The 25,059-nt window shown below is 65.5% G+C and carries 23 protein-coding genes; 10 read left to right on the top strand and 13 right to left on the bottom strand.

Going from position 1 to position 25,059, the window contains the following annotated elements; translation table 11 throughout:
• Window positions 1-35 precede the first annotated feature (35 nt).
• Together XI02_RS44190 and XI02_RS44185 are read right to left on the bottom strand one after the other, a co-directional pair.
• The gene (locus XI02_RS44190; RefSeq protein ID WP_069279796.1) at window positions 36-716 is read right to left on the bottom strand and encodes a DUF1345 domain-containing protein; all 681 of its coding nucleotides are present in this window, start codon (window positions 714-716) and stop codon (window positions 36-38) included.
• A gap of 18 nt (window positions 717-734) precedes the next feature.
• Window positions 735-1,655, bottom strand: coding sequence for a polyprenyl synthetase family protein (locus XI02_RS44185; RefSeq protein ID WP_018269205.1), 921 nt, complete (start codon window positions 1,653-1,655; stop codon window positions 735-737).
• 199 nt (window positions 1,656-1,854) lie between these two features.
• Between XI02_RS44185 and mtgA the strand changes: the two genes are divergently transcribed.
• The 3 genes from mtgA to XI02_RS44170 all read left to right on the top strand — a co-directional run bounded on the left by mtgA (window position 1,855) and on the right by XI02_RS44170 (window position 3,648).
• Window positions 1,855-2,526, top strand: a complete 672-nt coding sequence (mtgA, locus tag XI02_RS44180; protein WP_172646354.1) for a monofunctional biosynthetic peptidoglycan transglycosylase — start codon at window positions 1,855-1,857, stop codon at window positions 2,524-2,526.
• A 160-nt stretch (window positions 2,527-2,686) separates the two neighbouring features.
• On the top strand, window positions 2,687-2,872 hold the full coding sequence (gene rpmF / locus XI02_RS44175) for a 50S ribosomal protein L32 (RefSeq protein WP_021077536.1): 186 nt from the start codon (window positions 2,687-2,689) through the stop codon (window positions 2,870-2,872).
• 143 nt (window positions 2,873-3,015) lie between these two features.
• Entirely contained in the window at window positions 3,016-3,648 is a 633-nt protein-coding gene (locus XI02_RS44170) for a hypothetical protein (RefSeq protein ID WP_069279793.1), read from the top strand.
• Window positions 3,649-3,656: 8 nt separating this feature from the next.
• On the opposite strand, the gene XI02_RS44165 is transcribed toward XI02_RS44170, so the two are convergent.
• Complete coding sequence (locus XI02_RS44165) at window positions 3,657-3,941, bottom strand: hypothetical protein (RefSeq protein ID WP_069279792.1); 285 nt, start codon at window positions 3,939-3,941, stop codon at window positions 3,657-3,659.
• Between the two features lie 219 nt (window positions 3,942-4,160).
• On the opposite strand from XI02_RS44165, the gene XI02_RS44160 reads away from it, so the two are divergent.
• Window positions 4,161-5,852, top strand: a complete 1,692-nt coding sequence (locus XI02_RS44160) for a bifunctional diguanylate cyclase/phosphodiesterase (protein ID WP_172646355.1) — start codon at window positions 4,161-4,163, stop codon at window positions 5,850-5,852.
• A gap of 241 nt (window positions 5,853-6,093) precedes the next feature.
• On the opposite strand, the gene XI02_RS44155 is transcribed toward XI02_RS44160, so the two are convergent.
• The gene (locus tag XI02_RS44155; RefSeq protein ID WP_172646356.1) at window positions 6,094-7,548 is read right to left on the bottom strand and encodes an acetamidase/formamidase family protein; all 1,455 of its coding nucleotides are present in this window, start codon (window positions 7,546-7,548) and stop codon (window positions 6,094-6,096) included.
• A gap of 385 nt (window positions 7,549-7,933) precedes the next feature.
• On the opposite strand from XI02_RS44155, the gene XI02_RS44150 reads away from it, so the two are divergent.
• Window positions 7,934-10,312 (top strand): acetamidase/formamidase family protein, encoded by a 2,379-nt coding sequence (locus tag XI02_RS44150; RefSeq protein ID WP_172646357.1) that lies wholly within the window; start codon window positions 7,934-7,936, stop codon window positions 10,310-10,312.
• 76 nt (window positions 10,313-10,388) lie between these two features.
• Here the strand turns inward: XI02_RS44150 and phaR are convergent, their stop codons facing one another.
• Window positions 10,389-10,979, bottom strand: coding sequence for a polyhydroxyalkanoate synthesis repressor PhaR (phaR, locus tag XI02_RS44145; protein ID WP_016841133.1), 591 nt, complete (start codon window positions 10,977-10,979; stop codon window positions 10,389-10,391).
• 314 nt (window positions 10,980-11,293) lie between these two features.
• On the opposite strand from phaR, the gene XI02_RS44140 reads away from it, so the two are divergent.
• From XI02_RS44140 to XI02_RS44130, 3 genes are all read left to right on the top strand, one after another.
• Complete coding sequence (locus XI02_RS44140) at window positions 11,294-12,472, top strand: acetyl-CoA C-acetyltransferase (RefSeq protein WP_069279789.1); 1,179 nt, start codon at window positions 11,294-11,296, stop codon at window positions 12,470-12,472.
• A 298-nt stretch (window positions 12,473-12,770) separates the two neighbouring features.
• On the top strand, window positions 12,771-13,496 hold the full coding sequence (phbB, locus tag XI02_RS44135) for an acetoacetyl-CoA reductase (protein ID WP_016841131.1): 726 nt from the start codon (window positions 12,771-12,773) through the stop codon (window positions 13,494-13,496).
• 185 nt (window positions 13,497-13,681) lie between these two features.
• On the top strand, window positions 13,682-14,554 hold the full coding sequence (locus tag XI02_RS44130; protein WP_172646358.1) for a DMT family transporter: 873 nt from the start codon (window positions 13,682-13,684) through the stop codon (window positions 14,552-14,554).
• 88 nt (window positions 14,555-14,642) lie between these two features.
• Here the strand turns inward: XI02_RS44130 and XI02_RS44125 are convergent, their stop codons facing one another.
• A complete protein-coding gene (locus XI02_RS44125) occupies window positions 14,643-15,074 on the bottom strand; it encodes a cupin domain-containing protein (RefSeq protein WP_172646359.1) in 432 nt (143 codons plus the stop codon).
• On the bottom strand, window positions 15,074-15,841 hold the full coding sequence (gene gloB / locus XI02_RS44120; protein ID WP_069279786.1) for a hydroxyacylglutathione hydrolase: 768 nt from the start codon (window positions 15,839-15,841) through the stop codon (window positions 15,074-15,076). The genes XI02_RS44125 and gloB overlap by 1 nt, the downstream gene beginning before the upstream one ends.
• A gap of 184 nt (window positions 15,842-16,025) precedes the next feature.
• Here gloB and XI02_RS44115 point away from each other — a divergent pair, with 184 nt between their 5' ends.
• Entirely contained in the window at window positions 16,026-16,778 is a 753-nt protein-coding gene (locus XI02_RS44115; protein WP_016841127.1) for a class I SAM-dependent methyltransferase, read from the top strand.
• A gap of 219 nt (window positions 16,779-16,997) precedes the next feature.
• Here the strand turns inward: XI02_RS44115 and XI02_RS44110 are convergent, their stop codons facing one another.
• Both XI02_RS44110 and prmC read right to left on the bottom strand, forming a co-directional pair.
• Window positions 16,998-17,759: a DUF4167 domain-containing protein gene (locus XI02_RS44110; RefSeq protein ID WP_016841126.1), complete on the bottom strand. Its 762-nt coding sequence runs from the start codon at window positions 17,757-17,759 to the stop codon at window positions 16,998-17,000.
• A 497-nt stretch (window positions 17,760-18,256) separates the two neighbouring features.
• Window positions 18,257-19,144: a peptide chain release factor N(5)-glutamine methyltransferase gene (prmC, locus tag XI02_RS44105; protein WP_172646360.1), complete on the bottom strand. Its 888-nt coding sequence runs from the start codon at window positions 19,142-19,144 to the stop codon at window positions 18,257-18,259.
• Between the two features lie 105 nt (window positions 19,145-19,249).
• Between prmC and XI02_RS44100 the strand changes: the two genes are divergently transcribed.
• A complete protein-coding gene (locus tag XI02_RS44100) occupies window positions 19,250-19,675 on the top strand; it encodes an HIT domain-containing protein (RefSeq protein ID WP_172646361.1) in 426 nt (141 codons plus the stop codon).
• 259 nt (window positions 19,676-19,934) lie between these two features.
• Here XI02_RS44100 and XI02_RS44095 read toward each other — a convergent pair whose 3' ends face one another.
• From XI02_RS44095 to XI02_RS44080, 4 genes are all read right to left on the bottom strand, one after another.
• Complete coding sequence (locus XI02_RS44095; RefSeq protein WP_038387064.1) at window positions 19,935-20,633, bottom strand: ABC transporter ATP-binding protein; 699 nt, start codon at window positions 20,631-20,633, stop codon at window positions 19,935-19,937.
• Entirely contained in the window at window positions 20,630-22,486 is a 1,857-nt protein-coding gene (locus XI02_RS44090) for an ATP-binding cassette domain-containing protein (RefSeq protein ID WP_172646362.1), read from the bottom strand. The genes XI02_RS44095 and XI02_RS44090 overlap by 4 nt, the downstream gene beginning before the upstream one ends.
• A 15-nt stretch (window positions 22,487-22,501) precedes the next feature.
• The gene (locus tag XI02_RS44085; protein WP_016843310.1) at window positions 22,502-23,377 is read right to left on the bottom strand and encodes a branched-chain amino acid ABC transporter permease; all 876 of its coding nucleotides are present in this window, start codon (window positions 23,375-23,377) and stop codon (window positions 22,502-22,504) included.
• 115 nt (window positions 23,378-23,492) lie between these two features.
• A complete protein-coding gene (locus XI02_RS44080; protein WP_016843309.1) occupies window positions 23,493-24,848 on the bottom strand; it encodes a substrate-binding protein in 1,356 nt (451 codons plus the stop codon).
• Window positions 24,849-25,059 lie beyond the last annotated feature (211 nt).

The following is a 25,059-nucleotide window of genomic DNA, read 5'->3' as shown; positions in this document are numbered from 1 at the left end:
TGCGCACGGCATCTCATCATGTAATGGCGGCGCAGCTAGATCGCGCTCGCCGCGATATTCACCATCAGGGCGAGCAGCGCGGTGTTGAACACGAACGAGATGATGCCATGCACAGTCGCGGTGCGGCGGATGATCTTGTCGGTGATGCCGACGTCGGAGACCTGCGCCGTCATGCCGATCACGAACGAGAAATAGACGAAGTCCCAGTAATCGGCGTCGACATGTTCCTCGCCGCTCGGAAACTGCAGGCCGCCGGGCGTCTTGCCGCGGTAATACTCATGAGCGTAGTGCAGCGCGAACGCGGTGTGCACCAAGGCCCATGACAGCGTGATGGTGACGATCGCCAGCGCCAGTCCGGCCGGGCTGCCCTTGGATGCGCCGAGCTCGAACACGATGGCCGCGAGGCTCGCCAGCGCGCCGAACGCGGTCAGCAGCAGGATCAGGAAACGGCCATCGTCCTGTAGCATGGCGCTTCGCTTGATATGGGCGACGCCACAGCGCAGCATCATCACATAGGCGAGCACGAGATAGAGCGCGGCGAAGGCATCCCAGCCCGCGAGCAGGCGCGTGACGATGCGCGGTGCTCCCGGCACCAATAGCGCAGCCAGGACGCCGAAAGCGATCGAGCCGAAGGTACGCGGCCGGCCCACGACGACGCGGACCGGCAGCGGCAGCTTGCGGAAGCGAACAAGGCGGTCGTCGATCTCCCTGTTCATTTCGCGCGGTGCTCTCGGCTAATTCTTGCGCTCGGCGACGAAGTGGGCGGCCGCGCGCAGCACGTCGCTGCGGTCGCCGAACACCGACAGCGCGGCGTCGGCGCGCGCCAGAAGGTCGCGGACGCGCTGCTTGGCGCCATCGATGCCGAGCTGGGTGACGAAGGTGGTCTTGCCGAGCGCGGCATCAGCGCCGGCCGGCTTGCCGAGCGCGGCGGCGTCGCCCTCGACGTCAAGCAGATCGTCGGCGATCTGGAAGGCTTCGCCGAGCGCTTTGCCGTAATCGTCGAGCGCCTGGTATTCCTTCTGCGAGGCCTGGCCGAGGATCGCGCCGGCGATGCAGCCGAAGCGGAGCAGCGCGCCGGTCTTCATCTGCTGCACGCGCGCGACGTCGACCGGCTCGCGGTCGCCGAAGCGGCCTTCGCCGGCGAGGTCGAGGATCTGGCCGCCGGCCATGCCGCCGATGCCGGAGGCGCGCGCCAGCGCGCGGGTCAGGAGCAGGCGGACCTGGGCGTCCTTGTGGATCGCATCGCGGGTGATGATGTCGAAGGCGATCGTCAGCAGCGCGTCGCCGGCGAGGATCGCGGTGGCGTCGTCATAGGCCTTGTGCAGGGTCGGGCGGCCGCGGCGCAGATCGGAATTGTCCATCGCCGGCAGGTCGTCGTGGATCAGCGAGTAGCAGTGGATGCATTCGAGCGCGGCGCCGACCAGCAGGGCGGCTTCGCGCGGGATGCCGAACACCGCCGCGCTCTCGACCACGAGGAACGGCCGCAGCCGCTTGCCGCCGCCGAGGCTCGAATAGCGCATCGCCTCGATCAGCCGCTTCGGGCGCACGATCTCGTCGCTTTCGGTCGCGTCGGACAGCAGTTTGGCGAGCAGGGCTTCGGTATCCTCCGCGGTCTGGTCCAGCCGCTTGGAAAACTCTGCAGTACCGGTCGTCATTAAGAATTGCTCCAGATCGATTTGCGGCCGGACAATCGTTGATGGGATCGGCTTCGTCAATTCCTGCCCTGCGACGGAATGCGCCTTAAAAGTGCTGGAAAAACCGTGAATTATCCCGCAGACGTCGACGGCGCCGGCCGTGTTCTGGCGGGCGGGTCCCAAATCCTTCCTGGAATGGTCCTCCCCGGAAACCCCTGTCTTGCGCATCGTCCGAATTTTGTTGCTGCTTTTGCTGGCCCTGCTGTTGCTGCCGTATCTGGTGACGCCGTTCTACCGCACCGGCCATCCGGTTTCGGCGCTGATGGCCTGGCGGAGCCTGCGCGGGGCTCCGGTCACGCGGCATTGGATCGATTTCGGCGCGATATCCCCGTATCTGGTGCGGTCCGTGGTCGGCTCGGAGGACGCCCATTTCTGCAAGCATCGGGGCGTCGATTGGGGCGCGCTGCGCGAGGTGCTCGACGACGCCGAGGATGGCGAGGTGGCCCGTGGCGGTTCGACCATCACCCAGCAGGTGGCCAAGAACCTGTTCCTGTGGTCCGGCCGCAGCGTGATCCGCAAGGGGCTGGAACTGCCGCTGGCGCTCTGGATCGATCTCGTGCTGCCCAAGCAGCGGATCCTGGAAATCTACCTCAATATCGCGGAAATGGGCCCGTCCGGCCAGTTCGGCGCCGAAGCCGGCGCCCAATATGCCTTTGGCCGGTCCGCCGCGGGGCTGTCACCCCGCGAGGCCGCGCTTTTGGCGGCGATCCTGCCAAATCCGGTCAAAAGAAGCGCCCGAAACCCCGGCCCGGGGGTCCGCAGGCTGTCCGCCACCTATATGGTCCGGGCCAACTCCGTGACGCGCTGCTGGCGCGAAAATCGCGGCTCCTGAGGCCGATTTCGGACGCTTTTTGCTGCCTCCGGCCCTAGCTTTACGCAGTGCCTTCCTCTATAAGCGCGGCCTTACCGGCATCGCAGCTGGCGCTTTGAAGCGCTGTGCGCTCGTCCCCATTTCGGACGATGCCTGCGCAACACCCCTAGAGGACACCGTCATGGCCGTTCCCAGAAGAAAAACCTCGCCGTCGCGCCGTGGCATGCGCCGTTCGGCCGATGCGATCAAGACCCCGACCTATGTCGAGGACAAGGACTCCGGCGAACTGCGCCGTCCGCACCACCTCGACCTGAAGACCGGCATGTACAAGGGCCGCCAGGTCCTGAAGGCCAAGAAAGAGTCCTGATCGGACATTCGGCCTGCGCGCCGCAGCCATGCGGCGCGGCGCCCGAATTCGGCCAACGAGTGCGGTCAACACGGGCGCGTCAGCGGCGAAGCCAATGAGCATCGCCGCATTGCTGGTTCTCCCTGAATAAGGCGCAAGCCCCGATGGTCGGTTTTCCGCTGCTGCTCGTTCCGCTCGCGGTCTACAACATCATCGCCTTCCTGATGCCCGGCGTGTCCTTCACGGACCCGCTGATCAGGCTGACATTGCTGTCGGGCGAGCAGTGGCAGATCACGCTCAGCGACATGCTGCTCGCCGCTGCCGTGCTGCTGTTGCTGCTCGAGGTCATCAAGGGCGCGCGCCCCGGCGCGAAATATCTCACCGACCATCTGCTGTCGCTGATCGTGTTCGGCGCCGCCGCCGCCGAATTCGTGCTCTGGCCGAAATTCGGCAACTCGACCTATGGCCTGCTCGCGCTGCTGGCGCTGGTCGATTTCATCTCCGGAATTGCGCTGCGCACCCGCCGCCGTGCGGTGGTCGCGCCTGCGGCACCGAGCGTCAGCAGGCCGCAGCCCGAGGCGCCGCAGCCCGCGCCGGCAGAGGCGCCCGCGCCGCGTTCCGAGCCCGCGCCCGTCGCCGCACCGGCGCCTGCTGCTCCGCCGCCAGCCGCGCCCGTTCCGCCAGCGACGTCGGTTGCGGAATCCGTGCTGCTCGATCAGTCCGCGCCGAAGCCGACCGTCGCGTCACCGGATTTGCAGCCGGGCGGCCATCCACCGTCGGACGCGCCGCAGCGCTGATATTTTTCCTAGATGATCTGCCGGGTCCGCCGCGCCACGCTGCGGCGTTCGTCGACATGCGGGCCGTAAGCGCTCTGCGCGTCGGCCAATGACCCACGCCGCTGCCCGCGCGTCTGCGGTTCGTGTGCGGCGGTCGCGATCAGGTGAGCCACAAACGACGGATCGGCATGCGGCAGCGGGATCTTGGGCGCCCAATGGGTGGTTGCGGCCAGCGGCACCAGCGCCGTGCTGGCCGCCGCAGCATCGCCGGTGCACTCACCGTCGAGGATTTCCGATTGATCGATATCCGGCATCGCCTGCGACCCGTTGGAGCGTCATCATTTGGGACGTTGCGTCCCTCCGCAACACCCCTGTGGCAAGGGTCATGCCCGCCGTCCCCAGTTCGTTCCCGGCCAGTCGAAAACGTGGTTTCCAGATTATTTATCAACTTCACCTAGCGTTGGATTCGCCGGAACCACTATCTTGAGAGCGTGTAGAATCACCGGGCGCCGTCCCGAATCGAGACATGTTTGATGCCCCCTGTCCCGCCAGCTGCCAGCATCCTCGCCTCGCTCGGCCAAGCGACATTCGCCTGGGACGTGGCGAGCGATGCGATTGCCTGGAGCGACAATGTGGCGGCGGTCTTCCCGGATATCCCGGTCGCGGCGCTTGCGAGCGGTGCTGAGCTCGCAAAGCTGATCGAGCCATCGCGCTCGGTGCGATCCGATGCGCTCGGCGCGCCGGCGCCGGTGCGCAGCGGGGAGGGCGTTCCCTACCGGATCGAATATGGCGTGCGGGCCGTCACCTCGGCGCCGGTGATCTGGATCGAGGAGACCGGCTGCTGGTTTGCCGGCGCCGACGGCAGGCCGGCGCGCGTGCAGGGCGTCGTCCGCATCAACAATGAACGGCACGCCCGCGACGAGCAGCTGCTCAAGCTGTCGCGGCACGATCCGCTGACCAACGAGCTCAACCGCACCCATCTGATCGCCTCGCTCGCCGAGACGATGGAGGAGTGCGCGCGCTTCCGCTCCTCCTGCGCCTTCATGCTGATCGGCATCGACCATCTGGCGCGCGTCAACGATGCCTTCGGCTTCGATGTCGCCGACGCCGTCATCGCCGAGGTCGCGAAGCGGATTCGTGCGCGGCTGCGCAGCGGCGACATGCTCGGCCGCTTCTCCGGCAACAAGTTCGGCCTGATCCTGCGCAATTGCACCGTCGACGATACCAATGTCGCGGCCGAGCGCTTCCTGGCCGCGGTGCGCGACGAGGTGGTGCCGACCAAGTCCGGCCCGGTGTCGGTCACGGTCTCGATCGGCGCCGTCACCCTTCCGCGCCATGCGAGGTCGGCGGAGGAGGCGGTCAATCGTGCCCAGGAGACGCTGGACGCCGCCAAGAGCCGCCGCGCCGGATCGTTCGCGCTGTGGAAGCCCAATGTCGAGCGCGACGCCCAGCGCCGCGTCAACATCCGCGTCACCGACGAGATCGTCACCGCGCTGAACGAGCGCCGCATCGTGATCGGCTTCGAGCCCGTGGTCGATGCGCGCCTGCGGCAGCCCGCGTTCTACGAGTGCCTGGTCCGCATGGAGCAGGACGACGGCCGCGCGCTGCTCGCGCCCGATATCGTGCCGGTCGCCGAGCGGCTCGGCCTGATCCGGCTGGTGGATCACCGCGTGCTGGAGCTCGCCATCGCCGAGCTCGCCGCCGCCCCCGGCGTGCAGCTCAGCCTCAACATCTCGCCCGACACCACGATGGATCCGGACTGGTGGGCCACCATCGAATCCTTGATGCGCGCGCATCCCGGCGTCGGCGAGCGGCTGATCGTCGAGATCACCGAGACGGTCGCGATCCAGGATATCGACGACGTGCGTGGCTTTGTCACGCGCCTGAAGAACTTCGGCAGCCGGATCGCGATCGACGATTTCGGCGCCGGCTACACCTCGTTCCGCAACTTGCGCAAGCTCGGCGTCGATATTGTCAAAATCGACGGCGCCTTCGTGCAGAACATCGTGCGCTCGGCCGACGACCGCGCCTTCGTGCAAACGCTGATCGATCTCGCGCGCCGCCTCGAGATCAAGACAGTCGCCGAATGGGTGCAGGACGAGGAAGCCGCCGTGATGCTGCGCGAATGGGGCTGCGACTTCATCCAGGGTCGCCTGATCGGCCTCGCCTCCCCGGACCGCCCGTGGAACGGGCTGGCGGAGAAGCCCGTGCCCGCCACGGGCTGATCCACGATCGCCGGCCAAATTAACGGTGTCGTCCCGGCCTAGTGCGCAATTGCGCACGGGGGCCGGGACCCATACGCCGCGGCTTCTCGATGAAGCGATCTGGTAGACGCTTGCTTCAAACAACCGACATTTGTGGTTATGGGCCCCGGCTTTCGCCGGGGCGACGTTGTATTAGGTGCGCGCAGCAAAGCCCTACTCGCCCTTCTTCGGCTGACCGCCACGCTCGCTCCTGGCCTTTTCATCAGCTCTCGCCGCCGGCGAAGATGTCCTTGCGGATCACCGCATGGACGCCCCAATTGCCGTCCACCACCTGGGTGACGCCGAAGTCGACACCGAGCGAGATCAGCGAGATGGCCTCGTCCTCGGTCAGCTTCTTCGTCGTCATCAGGAATTTGCGCATCTTGCGGAAGGCATCGCGCAGAGCGAGGTCGACCGACGACTTCTTGTAGATCTCGGTCTGCGCGCCGGCTCCCAGCTCGCTGAGATAGTTGGCATAGCTGAAGCCGTGCACCAGCCATTCGTCCTGGGTCTCCAGCATCGGGTAGTCGAGCGCTTCCAGCGCAGTGCCGGCGAGGTCGGCCTTCTTGTGCAGGATGATCTGGAAGGTGCCGTTGAGCGAGCATTCGATCGCCGTGCCGCACAGTTCGGAATCGCCCTGCGAGGCGTGGGAATCGCCGACCGACAGGAGTCCGCCTTCGACCGCCACCGGGTAATACATCGTGGCGCCCTTGCCGATGCGCCAATTGTCGATGTTGCCGCCGGTGTAGCTCGGCGGGATCGAATCGACGAACTCGGCCTCTTTCGGTGCGAGCCCGATCACGCCGAAATGCGGACGCACCGGGATGCGCACGTTCTTCAGGATGCCGTGGTTCTCCTTGACCGTCGAATGATCGACCGGCACGCCGGGATAATCGATGGTCTTGTGCACCACGCCGGATGGATCGGTCTGCGGCGTCCAGGTGAAATTGTAGACGGCGCGCGCCCAGTTGCGCTCACCTGTCGCGTCGACCTCGTAGATGGTGACGACCTCGCGCGGCTTCGGCTCGGTGAGCAGATCCTTGTAGTGGAAACCCCACGATGCCGCGGCGTTGCTGCCGAATGCCTTGCCGGAATATTTCGGGTTGGCGCAGGGCCGCGGCGCGACGTCGATGATGCGCAGCTCGAGCACGTCGCCTTCCTCGGCGCCGCGCACGAACACCGGCCCGGTGCAGATATGCACGCCGAGGCCTTCGCCGGCGCCGCGTCCGAACAGCGAGGCATCCATCGGGCCGGCGCCGCGCCGGTTCACGCCCTTCTTCTCCTTGGTCCAGAGATAGACGCTCTCGACGCCGGGATCGCCCTTGACCATGCGCTCGGCATCGTCATTGGCGTGATGCGTCAGCGCCTCGATGGTGATGAAGTCGCCGGAATTGATCTCGACGCGCGGCTTCAGCGACTTGCTGAAATAGCCCCAATGCACGGTGTCGGCATTGGCCGACAGATGGTGATAGGCGCGCTGCGCCGGCTGATGCTTCTCGGCGGCGGCCGCCATTTTCGGCGTCACCAGCGAGATGCCGCCGGCGGTCATTGCCGCGGCGCCGCCCGCCGCCGCGAAGCTCGAGCGCAGGAACGAACGGCGTTCCCGGTCGAGCGTCTCCTTGAACTGGCGATGATGCAATTCGAAGTCCGGGCAGTTCTTGTCGTCACCTGCGCACATCTTGAGCTCCTCCTTGGATCGAAAGTGCGCATGAGAGTGCATGGCGCCGCGCCGCTTCGATATGACCGGGCGCGCCCAATAATTTGTCGGCGCGCTTGCTGTCGTCGCGGCGCAAAGGCCTGTGCAATAGCGTGCAAGACATCTGCGGCGGCCACCTTCGCATCGCGGGATGGCCGGAGCGATCAAGAATTTGGGCGCATTCGATCAAGTTGCACTGCGTTCGCCGCTGATAGCGCTGCCACGCGAAAGCGGCCGCTTCCGCGCGTTGCACGCAGGCTGGGCAACATGTGCCGTCGCAACATGCTTGCCGCCTGCCTGCAATCGGTGCAGGCTGCGTTCACGGCTCTGTGAGTGGAAGGCCGCGGTGCTGCGGCCTGGAGGGGTGATGGTCGCGACGACCTATCGGGTTTCGGTCGATGCGATCCCGCGGCAAAACCGGCGGGAGGTCTGGCGCGAGGCGCTGGCCGGTTTGCAGCTCGATTGCGAATTGCCGGAGGCCGGCCAATTCCAGTTCGGCGAATTGACCGCGAAGCGCTCGACCAGCGGCGGCCAGCTCGCGCTGCTGCGTTCGACCGAGCAGCATATCGTCTGCAGCGGTCATGCAGCCTCGCCGGGAATGCCGGCGCGGGTCGCCATCATCTTCCACGGCTACGGCCGCGGCAGCATCACGTCCGGCCAACGCAGTTGCGAGTTCGCCGACAACGACGTCTCGGTGTGCGACCTGCAATCGCCGTGGCGGATGGCCTTGCGCGAGGATTTCGAGATCCTGCTGCTCGAACTGCCGCGAGAGCGGTTGCTCGGCCGGCTCGGGCATAATCGCTTGCGTTTGCCGGCGGTGCTCGGCGCGACGATTGCCGCTGCGTCCGTGCGTCCGGTGATGCGGACCCTGGGCGGCAATTTCGCGATCCTGGACAAGGCGGATCTTGCCACCGCCGAGGTCGCGGTCACCGAACTCGTCGCCGGCGCGCTGCTCGGCGAGACGCGGCTCGATGCCGAAGCGATGACGCAGGTCCAGGCCGGCCATCTGCGCCGGGTCGATGCCGCGATCGAGGCCCAGCTCGGCAATGCCGGCCTGACCATCGCCGACATCGCGCGGCAGGAAGGGCTGTCGCAACGCTATCTGCAACGGCTGTTCGAGCGGCAGAACACGACGTTCTCGGCCTATGTGCGCGAGCGGCGGCTGGAACGCTGCTGCAACGACCTGATCGATCCGAACTATGCCGACCAGCGCATCGCCGAAATCAGCTACCGCTGGGGCTTCACCGATCAGGCGCATTTCAGCCGGATGTTCAGCGCGACCTACGGCACCTCGCCGCGCGACTTCCGCAAGGCGGTGCCGCGCGATGTGGAGGGCGAGCGCACGCGCGGCCGGCCGCGGCTGGCGCGTGGCACCGCAACGGTGTTGCGGCTCGCGCCAAATCTCGCGTCAAGCCCGGTGGCACGCGAGACGGTTGCGCCGCTGGAGCCGGTCGTGCCGGTTGAACCGCCGGCGGCTGTGCCGGAAGGGCGGGGCGCCTCGCATCACCATCTCAAGGTGTCCAGGGAGACCGCCCATTGGGGCTATCTCAGCCGCGCCATCCCGCCTGTCATGAGCGTGCAGTCTGGCGCGGTGGTGACGATCGAGACGCTGACCCAGCACGCCTTCGATGATTACGAGCGCATGATCAAGGGTGATCCCGGCGCGGAGAGCGTGTTTCGCTGGACCGCCGAGGGCAAGTCGGTCGAACGGCGCGGCGCCGGTCCGATGGACGGTTCGATCTTCGGCCGCGGCGCCGGCGAAGGGTTCGGCGTGCACATCTGCACCGGGCCGATCTATGTCTGCGGCGCGGAGCCGGGCGATGTGCTCGAGGTGCAGATCCTCGATATCTGGCCGCGGCCATCAGCCAATCCGGCCTACGCCGGCAAGTCGTTCGGCAGCAATGCCGCGGCCTGGTGGGGCTTTCAATACAACGATCTGATCGATCCGCCGGCCAAGCGCGAGACCATCACGATCTTCGAGACTGATGCAGAGGCCGAGTGGGCCCGCGCCGTCTATTCCTACCGCTGGACGCCGCAGACCGATCCGTTCGGCGTGCGCCACGAGACGATGGATTATCCCGGCGTGCCGGTCGATCACGCCACCGTCGAGAAACGGTCCGGCGTGCTCGCCGGCGTGCGGATTCCGGCGCGGCTGCATTTCGGCTTCATGGCGGTGGCGCCGCGCGAATCCGACATCATCGATTCGATTCCCCCAGGCTATTTCGGCGGCAATGTCGACAATTGGCGCGCCACCAAGGGCACCACGCTCTATCTGCCGGTCGCCGTTCCGGGCGCGCTGTTCTCGATCGGCGATCCGCACTTCGCGCAAGGCGATGGCGAGGTCAACGGCACCGCGCTCGAGCTTTCGCTCACCGGCCAGTTTCGCTTCATCCTGCACAAGAGCGGCAAGGCGACCAAGCCGCATGTCGAAGGGCTGGCGCACCCGCTTTTGGAAACGCCGGAGGAGTGGATCCTGCACGGCTTCAGCTACGGCAATTATCTGCGCGAGCTCGGGCGCAACGCGCAGTCGGAAATCTACCAGCGCTCGTCGGTCGATCTCGCGCTGCGCAACGCGTTCCGGGCGACGCGCAAATTCCTGATGGAGTGTTATCGCCTCAGCGAGGATGAGGCGCTGGCGCTGATCTCGCTCGGCGTCGATTTCGGCGTCACGCAGGTTGCCGACGGCAATTGGGGCGTGCACGCGATCGTCCGCAAGAGCATGCTTCTCGGGGCAAGCGGCGCCTGACGCCGGCCAGGGTTGCCGCCGTCAGGATTTCGCGAAACGAAAGCGGCCGGTGCGTCCGGCCGATCGGCGAAGCGACCTACTCGTCCTTCTTCGTCGGCTGCGACATGCGCTCGAGACGTTCCTGCATGTCCTTCATCTGGCGGCGAAGGTCGTCGATGTTGCCGTCATCGGGCGTGGGCTCCGGCGCCTTCTCGGCCTCGCCGCCGCCGCGTTGCGGCACGAACGGCTTGAACATCGAGAAGGTCTGCTGGAACAGCTCCATGTTGCGGCGGACCTGTTCTTCCAGCGGCGCAAACGGTGTCCCGCTCAGCGCGCCCGCGATCTGCTTGCGGAATTTTTCCTGTTCCTTGGTCAGCGTCTCGATCGACTGTTCGAGATATTTCGGCACCACCATCTGCATGCTGTCGCCGTAGAACCGGATCAGCTGGCGCAGGAAGGTGGTCGGCAGCAGGTTCTGCCCGGCCTTGTTTTCCTGCTCGAAGATGATTTGCGCGAGCACGGAGCGGGTAATGTCGTCGCCGGTCTTGGCGTCATAGACGAGGAAATCCTCGCCTTCCTTCACCATCGCCGCGAGATCCTCGAGCGTCACGTAGGTGCTCGTCCCGGTATTATAGAGCCGCCGGTTCGCGTATTTCTTGATCGTGGTCGGTTGTTCAGATTTTGCCATGGGCTCTCACTTCAACACCGAAGAACCTGGAACCCTACGGCATCGCCGCAGGGCAAAATGCAACGCATCGCAGCAAAGGTAAGCATTTTCAAAGCGGTTCGGCTACAGTTTTGTGCTGTGCGGTTAATTCCAAAGCATAGGATTTGCTCAGGAAAGTGCCAAGGGCGTCATTTTGAGTGCGCCGCGGCGCGATTTGCGCGACAGTCCGATTGACATGCCTCAATGAGATTTACAGGATAGTCATTAAGAGACAGGGCCTGCCAAACCGGCCGCCCGCCGTCGAGAAACCCAGCTACAACCCATAGGAGATGTCCATGTCAGACGATGTCGTCATCGTCAGCGCCGCCCGCACCCCCGTCGGTAGCTTCAACGGCGCTTTTGCCACCACGCCGGCCCACGACCTCGGCGCGATCGCCATCAAGGCGGCGCTGGAGCGTGCCGGCGTCGAGGGCGGTCAGGTCTCCGAAGTCATCATGGGCCAGATCCTCACCGCCGCGCAGGGCCAGAACCCGGCCCGCCAGGCCTCGATCGCGGCCGGCATCCCGGTGGAAAGCCCGGCCTGGGGCGTCAACCAGCTCTGCGGCTCCGGCCTGCGCACGGTGGCGCTCGGCTACCAGGCGCTGCTCAACGGCGATTCCTCGATCGTCGTCGCCGGCGGCCAGGAATCCATGAGCATGGCCCCGCACGCCCAATATCTGCGCGGCGGCGTCAAGATGGGCGGCCTCGAGCTGATCGACACCATGATCAAGGACGGGCTGTGGGATGCCTTCAACGGCTACCACATGGGCAACACCGCCGAGAACGTCGCCAAGCAGTACCAGATCACCCGGTCGCAGCAGGACGAGTTCGCGGTCGGTTCGCAGAACAAGGCCGAGGCGGCGCAGAAGGCCGGCAGGTTCAAGGACGAGATCGTCCCGGTCACCATCAAGTCCCGCAAGGGCGATATCGTGGTCGACGCGGACGAGTATCCGCGCCACGGCGCCACGCTCGACGCGATGGCCAAGCTGCGCGCGGCCTTCGAGAAGGACGGCACCGTGACCGCGGGCAACGCCTCGGGCATCAATGACGGCGCCGCCGCCGTCGTGCTGATGACCGCCAAGGAGGCCGCCAGGCAGGGCAAGAAGGTGCTGGCCCGCATCGTCTCGTGGGGCCAGGCCGGCGTCGACCCCAAGATCATGGGCACCGGCCCGATCCCCGCCTCGCGCGCCGCGCTGAAGAAGGCCGGCTGGAACATCGCCGACCTCGATCTGATCGAGGCCAACGAGGCGTTCGCGGCGCAGGCCTGTGCGGTGAACAAGGACCTCGGCTGGGATCCGGCCAAGGTCAACGTCAATGGCGGCGCGATCGCGATCGGCCATCCGGTCGGCGCGTCGGGTGCGCGCGTGCTGGTGACGCTGCTGCACGAGATGCAGAAGCGCGATGCCAAGAAGGGCCTCGCGACGCTGTGCATCGGCGGCGGCATGGGCATCGCTATGTGCGTTGCACGCGACTGAACAAAAGGCAGCGAGGCCGGTTAGGTGATGAAAAGATCATCTGTCAACCGCGAGGCGAGCTGATAAATAAGATGCCCGGCTTTGCGCCGGGCATTCTTGTTTCGAGGGCATGATCCGGAAAAGTGTGAAAGCGGTTTTCCCTCGCGACAAACGCGGAACGCGTTTGCGCGGAGATCATGCTCAAAAGAAGGGAGCCAAAGCGCGATGACGATTCAGCCTGATCTTCGTCGCGCTTTGTTCAGTGAGTGCGTAGGCCGGAGTTATCCGGTCATAAAAGACGGCCAAGGAGGAAACGGACATGGCACGTGTTGCATTGGTGACGGGCGGAACGCGCGGTATTGGAGCTGCGATCAGCAAGGCGCTGAAAGCGGCGGGCTACAAGGTGGCGGCGAGCTACGCCGGCAATGACGCCGCGGCTGAGAAGTTCAAGGCGGAGAGCGGGATTCCGGTCTACAAGTGGGACGTCGCGTCGTTCGACGCCTGCGCGGCCGGCGTCAAGCAGGTTGAGGCCGATCTCGGCCCGGTCGACGTGCTCGTCAACAATGCCGGCATCACCAAGGATACCGCATTTCACAAGATGACGGTCGAGCAGTGGAATGCCGTGATCAACACCAACCTCGGCTCGCTGTTCAACATGACGCGCCAGGTGATCGAGGGCATGCGCGCCCGCAAGTTCGGCCGCGTCATCTCGATCTCCTCCATCAACGGCCAGAAGGGTCAGTTTGGCCAGGTCAACTACTCGGCGGCCAAGGCCGGCGACATCGGCTTCACCAAGGCGCTGGCGCTGGAGAACGCCAAGGGCGGCATCACCGTGAACGTGATCTGCCCCGGCTATATCAACACCGAGATGGTGCAGGCGGTGCCGAAGGACGTGCTCGAGAAGAACGTGATCCCGCAGATTCCGGTCGCCCGGCTCGGCGAACCCGAAGAGATCGCGCGGGCCGTGGTCTTCCTCGCCGCCGACGATGCCGGCTTCATCACCGGCTCGACGCTGACCGTGAACGGCGGCCAGTATCACGCCTGACGCGCGAAGCGTCGTCGCGTCGCAGGCGCGCATAATCGACCAGCGAATGCCCGGCCTTGCGCCGGGCATTTTCGTCTTTACAACGCACCACACGCGAAGGAAGACGCGGCCGGCCGGACATCGGCAAGCGGCTTCAGACGGCCATCCTTCAGACGGTCATGCCGGCCACGACGGATTGAATTGAGATGACGACCCGAACTGCCACCCTCGTCGGACTGACCGCCATCCTGATGTGGTCGCTGCTGTCGGTCATGACGGTCGCGACCGGGGCTATCCCGGCGTTCCAGCTCGCCGCCATGACGTTCGCGATCGGCGCCGCGGTGGCGTTTGCGAGCTTCCTGTTGCGTCCGTCAGCCTTCGGCGCGTTGAAGCAACCGCTTGTCGCCTGGGTGGTCGGCGTCGGCGGGCTGTTCGGCTATCACGCGCTGTATTTCCTGGCGCTGCGCTTCGCCCCGCCGGCCGAGGCCGGCCTGCTCAATTATCTCTGGCCGCTGTTGATCGTGCTGTTCTCCTCGCTGCTGCCGGGCGAGCGGCTTGCGGTGCATCACATCGTCGGCGCGCTGCTTGGCCTCGCCGGCACCGTGCTGCTGTTCGCCGGTAACACCGGCGCCTTCACAACAGAGCAGATTCCAGGCTTCGCGGCCGCCTTCGTCGCGGCATTCGTCTGGGCCTCCTATTCGGTGATGTCGCGCCGGCTCAAGGCGGTGCCGACCGATGCGGTGGCCGGCTTCTGCCTCGCGACCGCGGTGCTCGCCGCGCTGGTGCACATGATGGTGGAGACGACGGTGTGGCCCGCGACGCCGCTGCAATGGCTGGCCGTCATCGCGCTCGGCATCGGTCCGGTGGGGGCTGCGTTCTTCGCCTGGGACATCGGCATGAAGCGCGGCGATATCCGCGTGCTCGGTGCCGCGTCCTACGCCACGCCGCTGCTCTCGACCGCGTTCCTGATCGCAGCGGGCTTCGCCAAGCCCAGCGCCAACATCGCGATCGCCGCGATCCTGATCGCCGGCGGCGGGCTGATCGCGGCAAAGGACATGGTGCTTAGAAAAAGGACCTAGGATGGGTAGAGCGCAGCGAAACCCATCAATTCTATCCACGCGGCGAGATGATGGGTTTCGCTGCGCTCTACCCATCCTACAAGAGCTCTTACGAAGTCGGCTCCCAGCCCTTCGGCGCCAGCTCGAACCTCGCGAACTCGAATCCCGGCGCGACGGTGCAGCCGACCAGCGTCCAGTCGCCGCTGCTCTCCGCGGCCTGCCAGGCGCCCGCCGGCACGATCGCCTGCGGCTGCTCGCCGTGCGCCACATCCGGCCCGAGCGTGATCGCATGTGGGGCGCCGTCCTGCGCGATCCGCAATGTCAGCGGCGCGCCGGCGTAATAGTGCCACATCTCCACGGCGTCGATGCGGTGCCAATGCGAGCGCTCGCCGCGCGCGAGCAGGAAATAGATCGCGGTCGAATGCGCGCGGCCACTGGCGTCGCAGCGCGCGTCGCGAAACGTCTCGCGATAATGTCCACCTTCGGGATGCGGCTGCAGCGCAAGCTGCGCGATGATATCGGCCGCCGAGAGGTCGGCCATCACGACTTGTTCTTGCGCTCGCGGAGCTCGCCGAACACCAGCGCCGGGTCGGCGCCCTTCATGTGCAGCTTTGCCGCCACCGCCGGCTCGTCGGCGCGCAGGAACACGTTGGCCTTCTTCTCGTCGCCGAGCAGCACGGGGATCGTCGGCTTGTTCTCGGCACGCAGTTTCGTCACTTCCTCGGCGCGCGCCTGCAGGGCCGGATTGTCGGGCTCGATGGTGAGCGCGAACTTCACGTTCGCGGCGGTGTATTCATGGCCGCAATACAGGCGGAAATCGTCCGGCAGCGAGCGCAGCTTCAAGAGCGAATCCCACATCATGGGGTAGGTGCCTTCGAACACCCGGCCGCAGCCGATCGAGAACAGCGTGTCGGCGGCGAACACCGCCTTCTCGCCATCGAACACATAGGAGATGTGATCGAGCGTATGGCCGGGAGTTTCGACCACACGGGCCAAGAGGCTGCCGACCTTGATGACATCGGCATTGGCGGCGCGCAGATCGACATTGGCGATCCTGGCCGACTGGTCGTGCGGGCCGACGACGCGGCAGCCATATTTCTGCTTCAGCTCGGCGACGCCGCCGACATGGTCGCCATGGTGATGGGTGATCAGGATATCGGTCAGCGTCCAGCCTTCGCGCTCCAGCGCCTTGATGATCGGGCCCGCCTCCGGCGCGTCGATCGACGCCGTCGCCTTGGTCGCGGGATCGTGGATCAAATAACCGAAATTGTCGGTGAGGCAGCTGAAGGTGCGAATTTCGGCGGTCATGATATCTCCACGAACAAACGGGACGGACATTTCAGAGCATGATGTCTTCGAAAGACCGGTATCGACTTTCCCGGATCATGCTTTTAACGCGCCCAATATAGGGGTGAAATATGGCGTTAACGCTCCGGCGGCAATGCAATTTTCGGCGCACCCGGGCCGCAGGCGGCGTGTTAGGCTAAGCACCATGGACGTCATCGACCTGCGCGACTTCTATTCGCAGCGCCTCGGCATCGTGGCGCGGCAGCTGATCAACCGGGGTATCCGCGCGCGGTGGCCGAACGCGGAAGGCCAGCGCGTGCTCGGCCTCGGCTATCCGACCCCCTATCTCGGCCTGTTCCGTGAGTCCTGCGAGCGCTGCATTGCCTTCATGCCGGCGGCCCAGGGCGTGCTGAAATGGCCGACCGGCCGGCCGGCGCTGGCCACCCTGATCGACGAATTCTCGATGCCGCTGCCGGATGCCGCGGTCGACCGCGTGCTGCTGGTACACGCGCTGGAGATGTCCGATGATCCGGAGCGGCTGCTGCGCGAGGTATGGCGGGTCCTCTCGCCCTCGGGGCGGCTGATCGCGATCATCCCGAACCGCCGCGGCGTCTGGACGCGCACCGATGCCACGCCATTCGGCCATGGCCGGCCCTATTCGCGGGCACAGATCACGCAGCTGTTACGGCAGACCTGGTTCACGCCGTCGTCGTGGGGCGAGGCGTTGTTCATGCCGCCGGTGCAGGGCAGCTGGTTCCTGCGCTCGGCGATGGCGTGGGAGCGGGTCGGCGCGGCGCTGTCGATGCCGTTCGCCGGCGTGCACATCGTGGAGGCGACCAAGCAGGTCTATCGCGCGATCCCCGCGCGCCGCGAGCGCACGCAGCTGATCCCGTCATTGCGTCCGGTGCTGGTGCCGTCCTCGACGGCGACGCGCAAATCGACTCACACCGAGGCGTGAAATTTCACCCTCCCCGGAGCAGGGCTATCGCATATGAGAGGAAATGGATTTGTCCGCGCCGTCATGGCCGGGCTTGTCCCGGCCATCCACGTCTTTCTTCGCCTGGAAACAAAGACGTGGATGCCCGGGACAAGCCCGGGCATGACGAGTTTGTGGAGCGACCGAGCTCATATGCGATAGCCCTGCTCCTCGAAAGGGGAGGGTGGCTGCATACGTGCGTTACTCGTTGCCCGGATTGAAGTCGTCGCTCGGCGCGGGCTGCGCCGCCATGTCGGGGCGCGGGCCGTGCGGACGGCGGCGGCGGCGCGGAAACCGCTCGCTCCGTTCGCCGCGTTCTGCGCCGCCATTATTGCCTTCATAAGCGCCGTTGACCTGCGGCTGCGCGCCGCCGGTGATGAACGAGGGCAGGCGATCGACGCCGGCATCGGCCATCGCGGGCTGCGGCTGGTTCTGCGGTTGCGGCTGATATTGCGGCTGCGGACGATGCTCGCGCTCGCGGTGCTCACGCGGCTGCTGGTCACGCTCACGATGCTCGCGCGGCTGCTGCTGATCGCGCTGGTACGGCTGCTGGCCGTTGTCGCGCATGAAAGGTTGCTGCTGCTGCGGCACGAAGCCCGGCTCCTGGCCGAAGCTCGAATAGCCGTCGCTGTCGTCGTCTTCGGTCGGGGTGACCTCGGCGTCGGGACGCGGCGGCTGCTGATTCTGCCGGAACTGCTCCTGCGCGGCCGCGATGATCCGGTAGTAGTGCTCAGCATGCTGGTAGTAGTTCTCAGCTGCCACCGGATCGCCGGAGGAGCGCGCATCGCGCGCAAGCTGAACGTATTTCTCGGCCACGTGCGAGGCCGTGCCGCGGATCTTGATGTCGGGTCCGTTCGATTCGTACACCCGTGTCAGGGGATTCTGGCCGCGCCGGTTATTGTTGTTGTTATTGTTGTTGTTATTCCGGTTGCGCATCCGCTTGTTGTTCTGACCGTTTCTCATCTGTCGCCTTTTATTCCAGCCCTGAAGCTATTGCAGTCCACAGTCCGATTTCTCAGCAGTCCGATTTCTCAGAAGTCCGATTCCCAGAGTTCGATTCGGCGCGCGCCTAGGCACACGGAATCGCAATACCGTTCGAAGTGGTTTCGATGTCGCCGACCATTTCGTTCAGCAAAGTCGCGTGCAGCAAAGACGCGTTCCCCAACCGCCGGCAATCGCGCCAGCGACCAAATCATTCCGCCCGTTGAGACAGGCTCAGTTCTCGTGCGTAAGTCTTCAAGCGCAATAACAGGCTTTCGTTCGCTTGGCGGTCGAGAGCAGCACAGCTTCGGCTATTGCGCTCTATGAGACCTGCGTTCCTGGAACCTTTCGATCGGCGGGCTCTGCTGAACCCTGGTCATCACCCGTAACGGATTACGGGGCCAGCACCGATGTTGTGCCCGGAACGTAGTCGTTCCCGGGGGATAATCCAAGAGGTTTTTTTTCGTTCCAATAGGACTTTATCGGGGCAGCCGGCGGGCGGAAACGGCCCTCGGAATGCCCCCCAGATCCGCCTTGGGCGGCCCCGTTGGGGATAATCCGGATGCCGTCATCAGCGCTTCAACGTCGCTGCTCTGACCCTGTCCGACTTCCACAACCAGAAATCCTCCTGAGGCCAGAAGACCCGCGGATTGCGAAATCAGCGCGCGGTAGGCGTCGAGCCCGTCGGCACCGCCGTCGAGCGCCGCGCGCGGATCATGCGCGCGCACCTCGATGTCGAGACCGGCGATGTCGGCCGAGGGGATGTAGGGCGGGTTGGACACGATCAGCTCGAACGCGCCGGCCAGGGCGCTGCCGTAGTCGCACTCGATCCATGTCGTGCGCTGGCCAAGTCCGAGTTCGGCGGCGTTGCGGCTCGCGGTCTGCAGCGCCTCCGCCGAGATGTCGGTGCCGAAGCCATGCGCGTTCGGCAGTTCCGAGAGCAGCGCCAGCAAGATCGCGCCAGAACCGGTGCCGAGATCGGCGATCCGCAAGGCGCGCTCGGCCACGCCGTCGGCGCGCAGCAGTTCGAGTGCGCGCTCGACCACCGTCTCGGTGTCCGGGCGCGGCACCAGCGTCGCGGCGGACAGGTGCAGCGGCAGTCCCCAGAACTCCTTGATGCCGAGAATGCGCGCGACCGGTTCGCCGGCGAGGCGGCGCTGCGCGAGGCGCTCGAGGTGATCCGCCTCGTGCCTCGTCAGCGCGCGCTTCGCGCCGGCGACCATGCCGGTCAGATCGAGACCCAGCGCGGCGCCGACCAGCAGGCGCGCATCGAGCTCGGCACCGTCGCGGCCGGCCGCCTTGAGGCGGGCGGCGAGGCTGCGCCTGATACGCTCGACGGTCTGGCCATGTCCTGCGGGTTCGCTCATCGCGCGTTGTTAGCCGATGGTCGATGCGGCGTCGATATCACTTGCGCGCCGTGCGGCCGGCGCGCACGGTCGAAATCTCAACCCATCGATCCGGAACGCGCGACCATGACGGGCTATGACGACCAGAACATCTTCGCCAGGATCCTGCGCGGCGAGGTCCCGAGCTTCAAGGTCTACGAGACCGACCGGACCTTTGCCTTTCTCGACATCATGCCGCGATCCCCGGGACATACCCTGGTGATTCCGAAGGCTCCTGCGCGCGGCATCCTCGACATCGCCGAAGACGACCTTGCTGCGGTGGCGCGGTCGGCCAAGCGCATCGCCATCGCCGCGATGAAGGCGTTCGCCGCCAACGGCATCATCATCCAGCAGTTCAGCGAGCCGGCCAGCGGCCAGGTGGTGTTTCACCTGCACATGCATGTGATGCCGGTGAAGGCCGGAATCGCGCTGCTGCCCGCGCAGACCGTCAAGGCGGAGATGGATGTGCTAGCCGATCACGCCAGGCGGATGATCGCGGCGCTTGCGGACTGAGCTGGAGCCTGAAGGGTTAGCGCTAAAAGCAGTCGCAACGGCAGTGCGCTCCCTCTCCCGCTTGCGGGCAGGGCAATCGCATATGGAATGTACCGATTCTTCCGCGCCGTCATGGCCGGGACAAGCCCGGGCATGACGAGTTTATGGGAACTCCGATTACCTCAAACGGCCATATGCGATTGCCCTGCCCGCAAGCGGGAGAGGTGCAGCAAGTTTGCGGCGAGATCTATTCTGTCTGGCTTCATCACGAATTAGCGCCCTACACCCCGAGATAGCGCTGCAGGACGTCGGGCTGCGCCTTGATCTCCTGCGCGGGACCTTCGTGGACGATATGCCCGTTGTTGATGATGTAGATGCGCTGCGCCAGCGCGAGCGTCGCGGCGAGGTTCTGCTCCACCAGCACGATGGTCTGCCCGGCCTCGGCCAGATCGCGGCACGCCTTCATCAGGTCGCGCACGATCACCGGCGCCAGTCCCTCGAACGGCTCGTCGAGCAGGATGATCTTGGGATCGCGCACCAGGGCGCGCGCGATCGCCAGCATCTGCTGCTCGCCGCCCGACAGGTCGGTGCCGCGGTTGCTCCGCCGCTCGCGCAGCCGCGGAAACATCTCGTAGATGCGGTCGAGCGGCCAGCGCTGCGAGGCGGTCAGGCCGGCGATCACGAGGTTCTCCTCGACGCTCAGGCTGCCGAAGATGCGGCGCTCCTCATGGACCAGCTGCATGCCGGCCTGCGCGATCTTGTGGCTCTTCCGGCCGGAGATCTCGACGCCGTCGAACATCACCGAGCCGCGGCGCGGGGTGACGACGCCCATCAGGCTCTTCAGCGTCGTGCTCTTGCCGGCGCCGTTGCGTCCGAGCAGCGCCACCACCTCGTTGCGCTCGACGCGCATCGAGACGTCGAACAGGATGTGGGAATCGCCGTAATAGCTGTTCAGTCCGTTGACCTCGAGCAGGCTCATGCGGCGAGCACTCCATGCACGCCGCCAAGATAGGCCTCCTGGACGGTCGAATTGGTCTTGATCTCTTCCGGCGTTCCCTCGACCAGCACCCGGCCTTCCTGCAGCACGGTGACGCGCTCGGCGAGTTCGAACAGCGCATCCATGTCGTGATCGATGATGATCATGGTGCGGCCCTGGCTGATCGACTTCAATAGCTTGACGGTCTCGACGCGTTCGCGCGGGCTCATGCCGGCGAGCGGCTCGTCGAGCAGCAACAGGCTCGGCGACGTCGCCAGCGCCAGCCCGATCTCGAGCCGCCGCTTCTCGCCATAGGCGAGCTCGGACACGGGCGTATCGGGCCTCGATGTGAGATTGACCAGCTCGAGCGTCTGCTGCACGCGCTCGGACAGACCGGGGATGCTGTCGATGCTGCGGAACAGGTCGAGCTTGAACTTGCCGCGCAGCGCCGACAGCGCCGCGATCACCAAATTCTGGCGCACGGTCAGCCCGGCGAACAGCTGGTTGACCTGATAGCTCTTGGTCAGGCCGAGCTGACAGACGTCGGTGACATTCATGCCGGTGATGTCGCGGCCCTCGAACAGGATGGTGCCCGACGTGGGGTGCACCTCGCAGGTCAGCATCTTGAAGAAAGTCGATTTGCCGGCGCCGTTCGGGCCGATGATGCCGCGCAGCTCGCCGTGATTGACGGTGAAGTCGATGTCGCTGTTGGCGAGCAGGCCGCCATAGCGCTTGGTCAGGCCCCTGGCCTGCAGGATCGGGCCGGACGGATTGCCGCCGGCGCGAGCCGCCACCCGCTTCGGCGCGACGGGCGCTGCGGCGTGCCGCTCGCTGGCCACGGCGACGACCTCGGGTGCACTCTCCTCCGGCTCCTTGGCGCCGCGCTGTCCGGTCAGGAGGCGGTACAGATCGGCGAGGCCGCCGATGATGCCGCGGCGCAGGAAGCACACCAGCAGTACGAACACGATGCCGAGCACGAGCTTCCAGGCCGCGCCGAGCCCGAGCGCCGCCTGCAGGAAGTCCTGCAGCGACAGCCACACCGCGGCGCCGACCAACGGCCCGAACAGCGTGCCGCGGCCGCCGATCGCGGTCTGCATCACGAGCTGCCCCGACGTGTCGAAGGTGAACGCGTCGGGTGGCATGAAGGCCTGCAGCACGCCGAGCAGCCCGCCGGCAAAGCCGGCATAGGCGGCGGCGATCACGAAGGCGGTCAGCTTGTAGCCGTGGATGTTGTGGCCCACCGCGGTTGCGCGCAGCGGGTTGTCGCGGATCGCGCTGAACACGGCGCCGACCGGCGAGCGCACGATGCGCAGCGCGATCACGACGCCGATGAAGTAACACAGCGCCAGGAACTGGTAGAGCGACCAGCCGGTGGTGAAGTGCAAGGTGGTGAAGCCGAGATTGAAGCTCGGGGTCGGCACACCCGGCAGCCCGTTCTCGCCGCCGGTGAAGTCCGACAGCGGATTGAACTCGACGAAGAAGAACACCTCGGCGATCGCCACCGTAATCATCGCGAAATAGATGCCGGTGCGGCGCAACGCGATCAGGCCGATCAGATAGCCGGTGGCGGCGGCCGCGATCATGCCGATGACGAGCGCGAGCACGACGTAGGGAAAGCCGGCTCGCGTCAGCAGCCAGGCGGCGACGAAGCCGCCGGTGCCGTAAAAGGCCGACTGGCCGAACGACAGCAGGCCGGTGAAGCCGAACAGGATGTCGAAGCCGAGGCCGAACAGGCCCCAGACCAGGATCCGGTTCACCGTGTTGGGCGCGAAGCCGAGCCACGGCAGCACGAAGGGCGCGACGATCAGGCCGGCGGCCGTCAGGAATTCGATCAGGTATGGGCGCTGTTTAAGCATCTAAAACATCCGTCGTCATTCGCGGCCCTGCGTGCCGAGCAGGCCATGCGGTCTGAGCACCAGCACGAGCGTCATCGCCGCGAACAGCATGACGTAGGCGTAACCGGGGTTGAACATCGAGGTGATGCTGATGATCTCGCCGGCGATCAGTCCGCCGAGGATGGCGCCGGGAAACGAGCCGACGCCGCCGATCACCACCACCACGAAGGTCTCGACCAGGATGTCGTCGCCGACACCCGGCGTCAGCGACACCACCGGCGCATTGATGATGCCGGCGAAGCCCGCGGCCATCGCGCCGATGCCGAACACGATCATGAAGACGCGGTAGACGTTGATGCCGAGCGAATCGACCATCACCGAATCCTCGATGCCGGCGCGCACGATCATGCCGAGCCGGGTCCGGTACAGGATCAGGAACAGCGCGCCAAGCGCGACCGCGACGATGCCGACGACCGCGAGCCGGTAGGTCGGATAGAACAGGAAGCCGAGCGAGGTGATGCCCTGCAGCAGCGCCGGCGGCGGCACCACCTGCGACTGGCTGGTGAAGATCAGCCGCACGATCTCGACGAAGCAGATGCCGAGGCCGAACGTGACCAGCAGCTGGTCCTCATGCGGGCGATGGTAGAAATGGCGGATGATGATCCGCTCCATCGCGACGCCGAGCGCCATCACGAACAGCGAGCCCGCGATCACGGCGAGGATGAACGAGCCGGTGTAGGAATAGGTCACATATCCGGCGTAGCCGCCGATCATGAACATGGCGCCGTGGGCGAGGTTGAGCACCCCGAGCGTGCCGTAGATGATCGTCAGTCCGGAGCTGATCAGCGCCAGCAGCGCGCCGAGCGCCAGCCCGTTGAAAAGTTGCGAGACGAAATTTGGCCAGTTGATCATGGCGCGCGTTCACTCAGCCGTTTTATCTGGCCCGGTCGATGGAGGATGCGTTCCGATAAAAGCGGCGCCGCGGGCCGGGTCGCCCCGCCCACGGCGCCGAGTCTTCCCACGTTAATCAGGTGTAGTCGCCGAGATGACAGCCGAACGCATCCGGCTTCTGCATCAAGCCGTCGCCGGGGACGATCTCGATCACCTCGTAATAGTCCTCCTTGTTCTTCATCTCCTTTTCCATCTTGCCGCGGACGATGACGACGGGGCGGACGCACTGGTGATCCTCGGGGCGATAGTGGACGTCGCCGACCAGCGAAGGCAGCGTCTCGCCCTTCTCATAGGCCTTGATGACGTCGGGCGGATAGAAGCTGCCGGCTTCCTCGACCATGCGGGCCCAGTGCGCGAAGCTGACATAAGCATTCTCGGCGCCCCATTCCGGCTTGTAGCCGTACTTCTTCTCGAAGGCCTCGTTGAACATCTTGGCCAGCGGATACTTGTCCTCGATGGTCCACCAATAATCGGTCGCGGCGTAGACGCCCTGCATCAGGCCGCCGGTCTCGCGGGCGATGAACGGCACCTGGTAGGGCACCACGAGCTTCATCTTGTCGAGCACGCCGAACTGCTTGGCCTGCTGCGTCGACAGCACGGCGTCGTGACCCCAGTTGACGTTGATCAGCACGTCGGCGCCGGAATTCGCGACGTTGAGCAGATAGGACGAATAGTCCGGCGCGCCGAGCGGCGAGACCTGGTTGGTGACGGTGGTCCAGCCCGCCTGGGCGAGGTAGTCCTGCATCGACTTGGTGACGGTGTGGCCGTAGGTGTAGTCGGGCGTGAGGTAGGCGGCCTTCTTGTTCTTGCCGAACTGCTTGATCAGCACCGGCGCGATCGCCGCCGCGGCGGTCTGGCCGAAGAAGTTCTGGCGGAAGCCGTAGCGCACGCAATCCTTGCCGGTGGTGTCGTTGGAGCCGGAAATGCCGCAGACGAAGATCACCTTCTCGCGCTGCGCCAGCTTGTTCAGCGCCACCGCGACCGCGCTCGAGGTGCCGCCGGTGATCATCACCGCCTTGTTCTCGGAGATGAAGCGCTGCTGCGCCTGCACGGCCTCGTTCGGCTTCGCCGCGGAATCCGCGACGCCGAACTTCAGCTCCTTGCCCAGCACGCCCTTGCTGGTCTTCGGCGAGATCTTCTTGATCAGCTCGTGGCCGCTGTTGATGTGCTCGATCGCGAGCTGATAGCCCTTGAGCTCATCCTCGCCCTGCACGGCATAGGTGCCGGTGCGCGGCACCGAGATGCCGATGAAGGCCGAAGAGCCCGACGTGCCCGCGGGAAAGGTTCCGATCGCCGGATGGTCCTCGGCGAATGCCCGCGATGCGATCGAGGCCGGCAGCACGGTGCCGCCGATCAGGCCCGCGCCGGCTTGCAGCAAAGTGCGGCGCGAAACGTTGAGGGCGCTGCCCGGCCGAAAATCCCTGGTGCTCATCGCTCAGTATCCTCCAATTATATTGATTGTTGGCGCGCATGTTCACTCGTCGCCGGATCGGATCGATCGGCGGCACGACGCGCCGGCTGCAATCGAGCAGCCTGTCACAGCTACAATTCCCCACCGGCATATTTAGTCAATGTCACCTTTCGTCGAATCATATCGGCCTACGATAGAATTAATATCGTCAGGCGATGTATCGAAGGGTTTA

It is taken from the genome of Bradyrhizobium sp. CCBAU 21365, from assembly GCF_015291305.1.
Lineage (GTDB): Bacteria > Pseudomonadota > Alphaproteobacteria > Rhizobiales > Xanthobacteraceae > Bradyrhizobium > Bradyrhizobium elkanii.
The sequence above is the reverse complement of the archived record's forward strand: the minus strand, read 5'-3'. Positions and strand labels throughout refer to the sequence as shown.

Excerpts from the sequence above, each read along its gene's own strand:
- rpmF (WP_021077536.1), top strand. The coding sequence starts at position 2,687 with ATGGCCGTTCCCAGAAGAAAAACCTCGCCGTCGCGCCGTGGCATGCGC.
- XI02_RS44140 (WP_069279789.1), top strand. The coding sequence starts at position 11,294 with ATGTCAGACGATGTCGTCATCGTCAGCGCCGCCCGCACCCCCGTCGGT.
- XI02_RS44185 (WP_018269205.1), bottom strand. The coding sequence starts at position 1,655 with ATGACGACCGGTACTGCAGAGTTTTCCAAGCGGCTGGACCAGACCGCG.
- XI02_RS44150 (WP_172646357.1), top strand. The coding sequence starts at position 7,934 with ATGGTCGCGACGACCTATCGGGTTTCGGTCGATGCGATCCCGCGGCAA.
- XI02_RS44080 (WP_016843309.1), bottom strand. The coding sequence starts at position 24,848 with ATGAGCACCAGGGATTTTCGGCCGGGCAGCGCCCTCAACGTTTCGCGC.
- XI02_RS44155 (WP_172646356.1), bottom strand. The coding sequence starts at position 7,548 with ATGTGCGCAGGTGACGACAAGAACTGCCCGGACTTCGAATTGCATCAT.
- XI02_RS44170 (WP_069279793.1), top strand. The coding sequence starts at position 3,016 with ATGGTCGGTTTTCCGCTGCTGCTCGTTCCGCTCGCGGTCTACAACATC.
- XI02_RS44095 (WP_038387064.1), bottom strand. The coding sequence starts at position 20,633 with ATGAGCCTGCTCGAGGTCAACGGACTGAACAGCTATTACGGCGATTCC.
- XI02_RS44115 (WP_016841127.1), top strand. The coding sequence starts at position 16,026 with ATGGACGTCATCGACCTGCGCGACTTCTATTCGCAGCGCCTCGGCATC.
- XI02_RS44165 (WP_069279792.1), bottom strand. The coding sequence starts at position 3,941 with ATGCCGGATATCGATCAATCGGAAATCCTCGACGGTGAGTGCACCGGC.
- XI02_RS44090 (WP_172646362.1), bottom strand. The coding sequence starts at position 22,486 with ATGCTTAAACAGCGCCCATACCTGATCGAATTCCTGACGGCCGCCGGC.
- phaR (WP_016841133.1), bottom strand. The coding sequence starts at position 10,979 with ATGGCAAAATCTGAACAACCGACCACGATCAAGAAATACGCGAACCGG.
- XI02_RS44085 (WP_016843310.1), bottom strand. The coding sequence starts at position 23,377 with ATGATCAACTGGCCAAATTTCGTCTCGCAACTTTTCAACGGGCTGGCG.
- XI02_RS44190 (WP_069279796.1), bottom strand. The coding sequence starts at position 716 with ATGAACAGGGAGATCGACGACCGCCTTGTTCGCTTCCGCAAGCTGCCG.
- XI02_RS44130 (WP_172646358.1), top strand. The coding sequence starts at position 13,682 with ATGACGACCCGAACTGCCACCCTCGTCGGACTGACCGCCATCCTGATG.
- XI02_RS44110 (WP_016841126.1), bottom strand. The coding sequence starts at position 17,759 with ATGAGAAACGGTCAGAACAACAAGCGGATGCGCAACCGGAATAACAAC.
- XI02_RS44125 (WP_172646359.1), bottom strand. The coding sequence starts at position 15,074 with ATGGCCGACCTCTCGGCGGCCGATATCATCGCGCAGCTTGCGCTGCAG.
- prmC (WP_172646360.1), bottom strand. The coding sequence starts at position 19,144 with ATGAGCGAACCCGCAGGACATGGCCAGACCGTCGAGCGTATCAGGCGC.
- phbB (WP_016841131.1), top strand. The coding sequence starts at position 12,771 with ATGGCACGTGTTGCATTGGTGACGGGCGGAACGCGCGGTATTGGAGCT.
- XI02_RS44100 (WP_172646361.1), top strand. The coding sequence starts at position 19,250 with ATGACGGGCTATGACGACCAGAACATCTTCGCCAGGATCCTGCGCGGC.
- XI02_RS44160 (WP_172646355.1), top strand. The coding sequence starts at position 4,161 with ATGCCCCCTGTCCCGCCAGCTGCCAGCATCCTCGCCTCGCTCGGCCAA.
- gloB (WP_069279786.1), bottom strand. The coding sequence starts at position 15,841 with ATGACCGCCGAAATTCGCACCTTCAGCTGCCTCACCGACAATTTCGGT.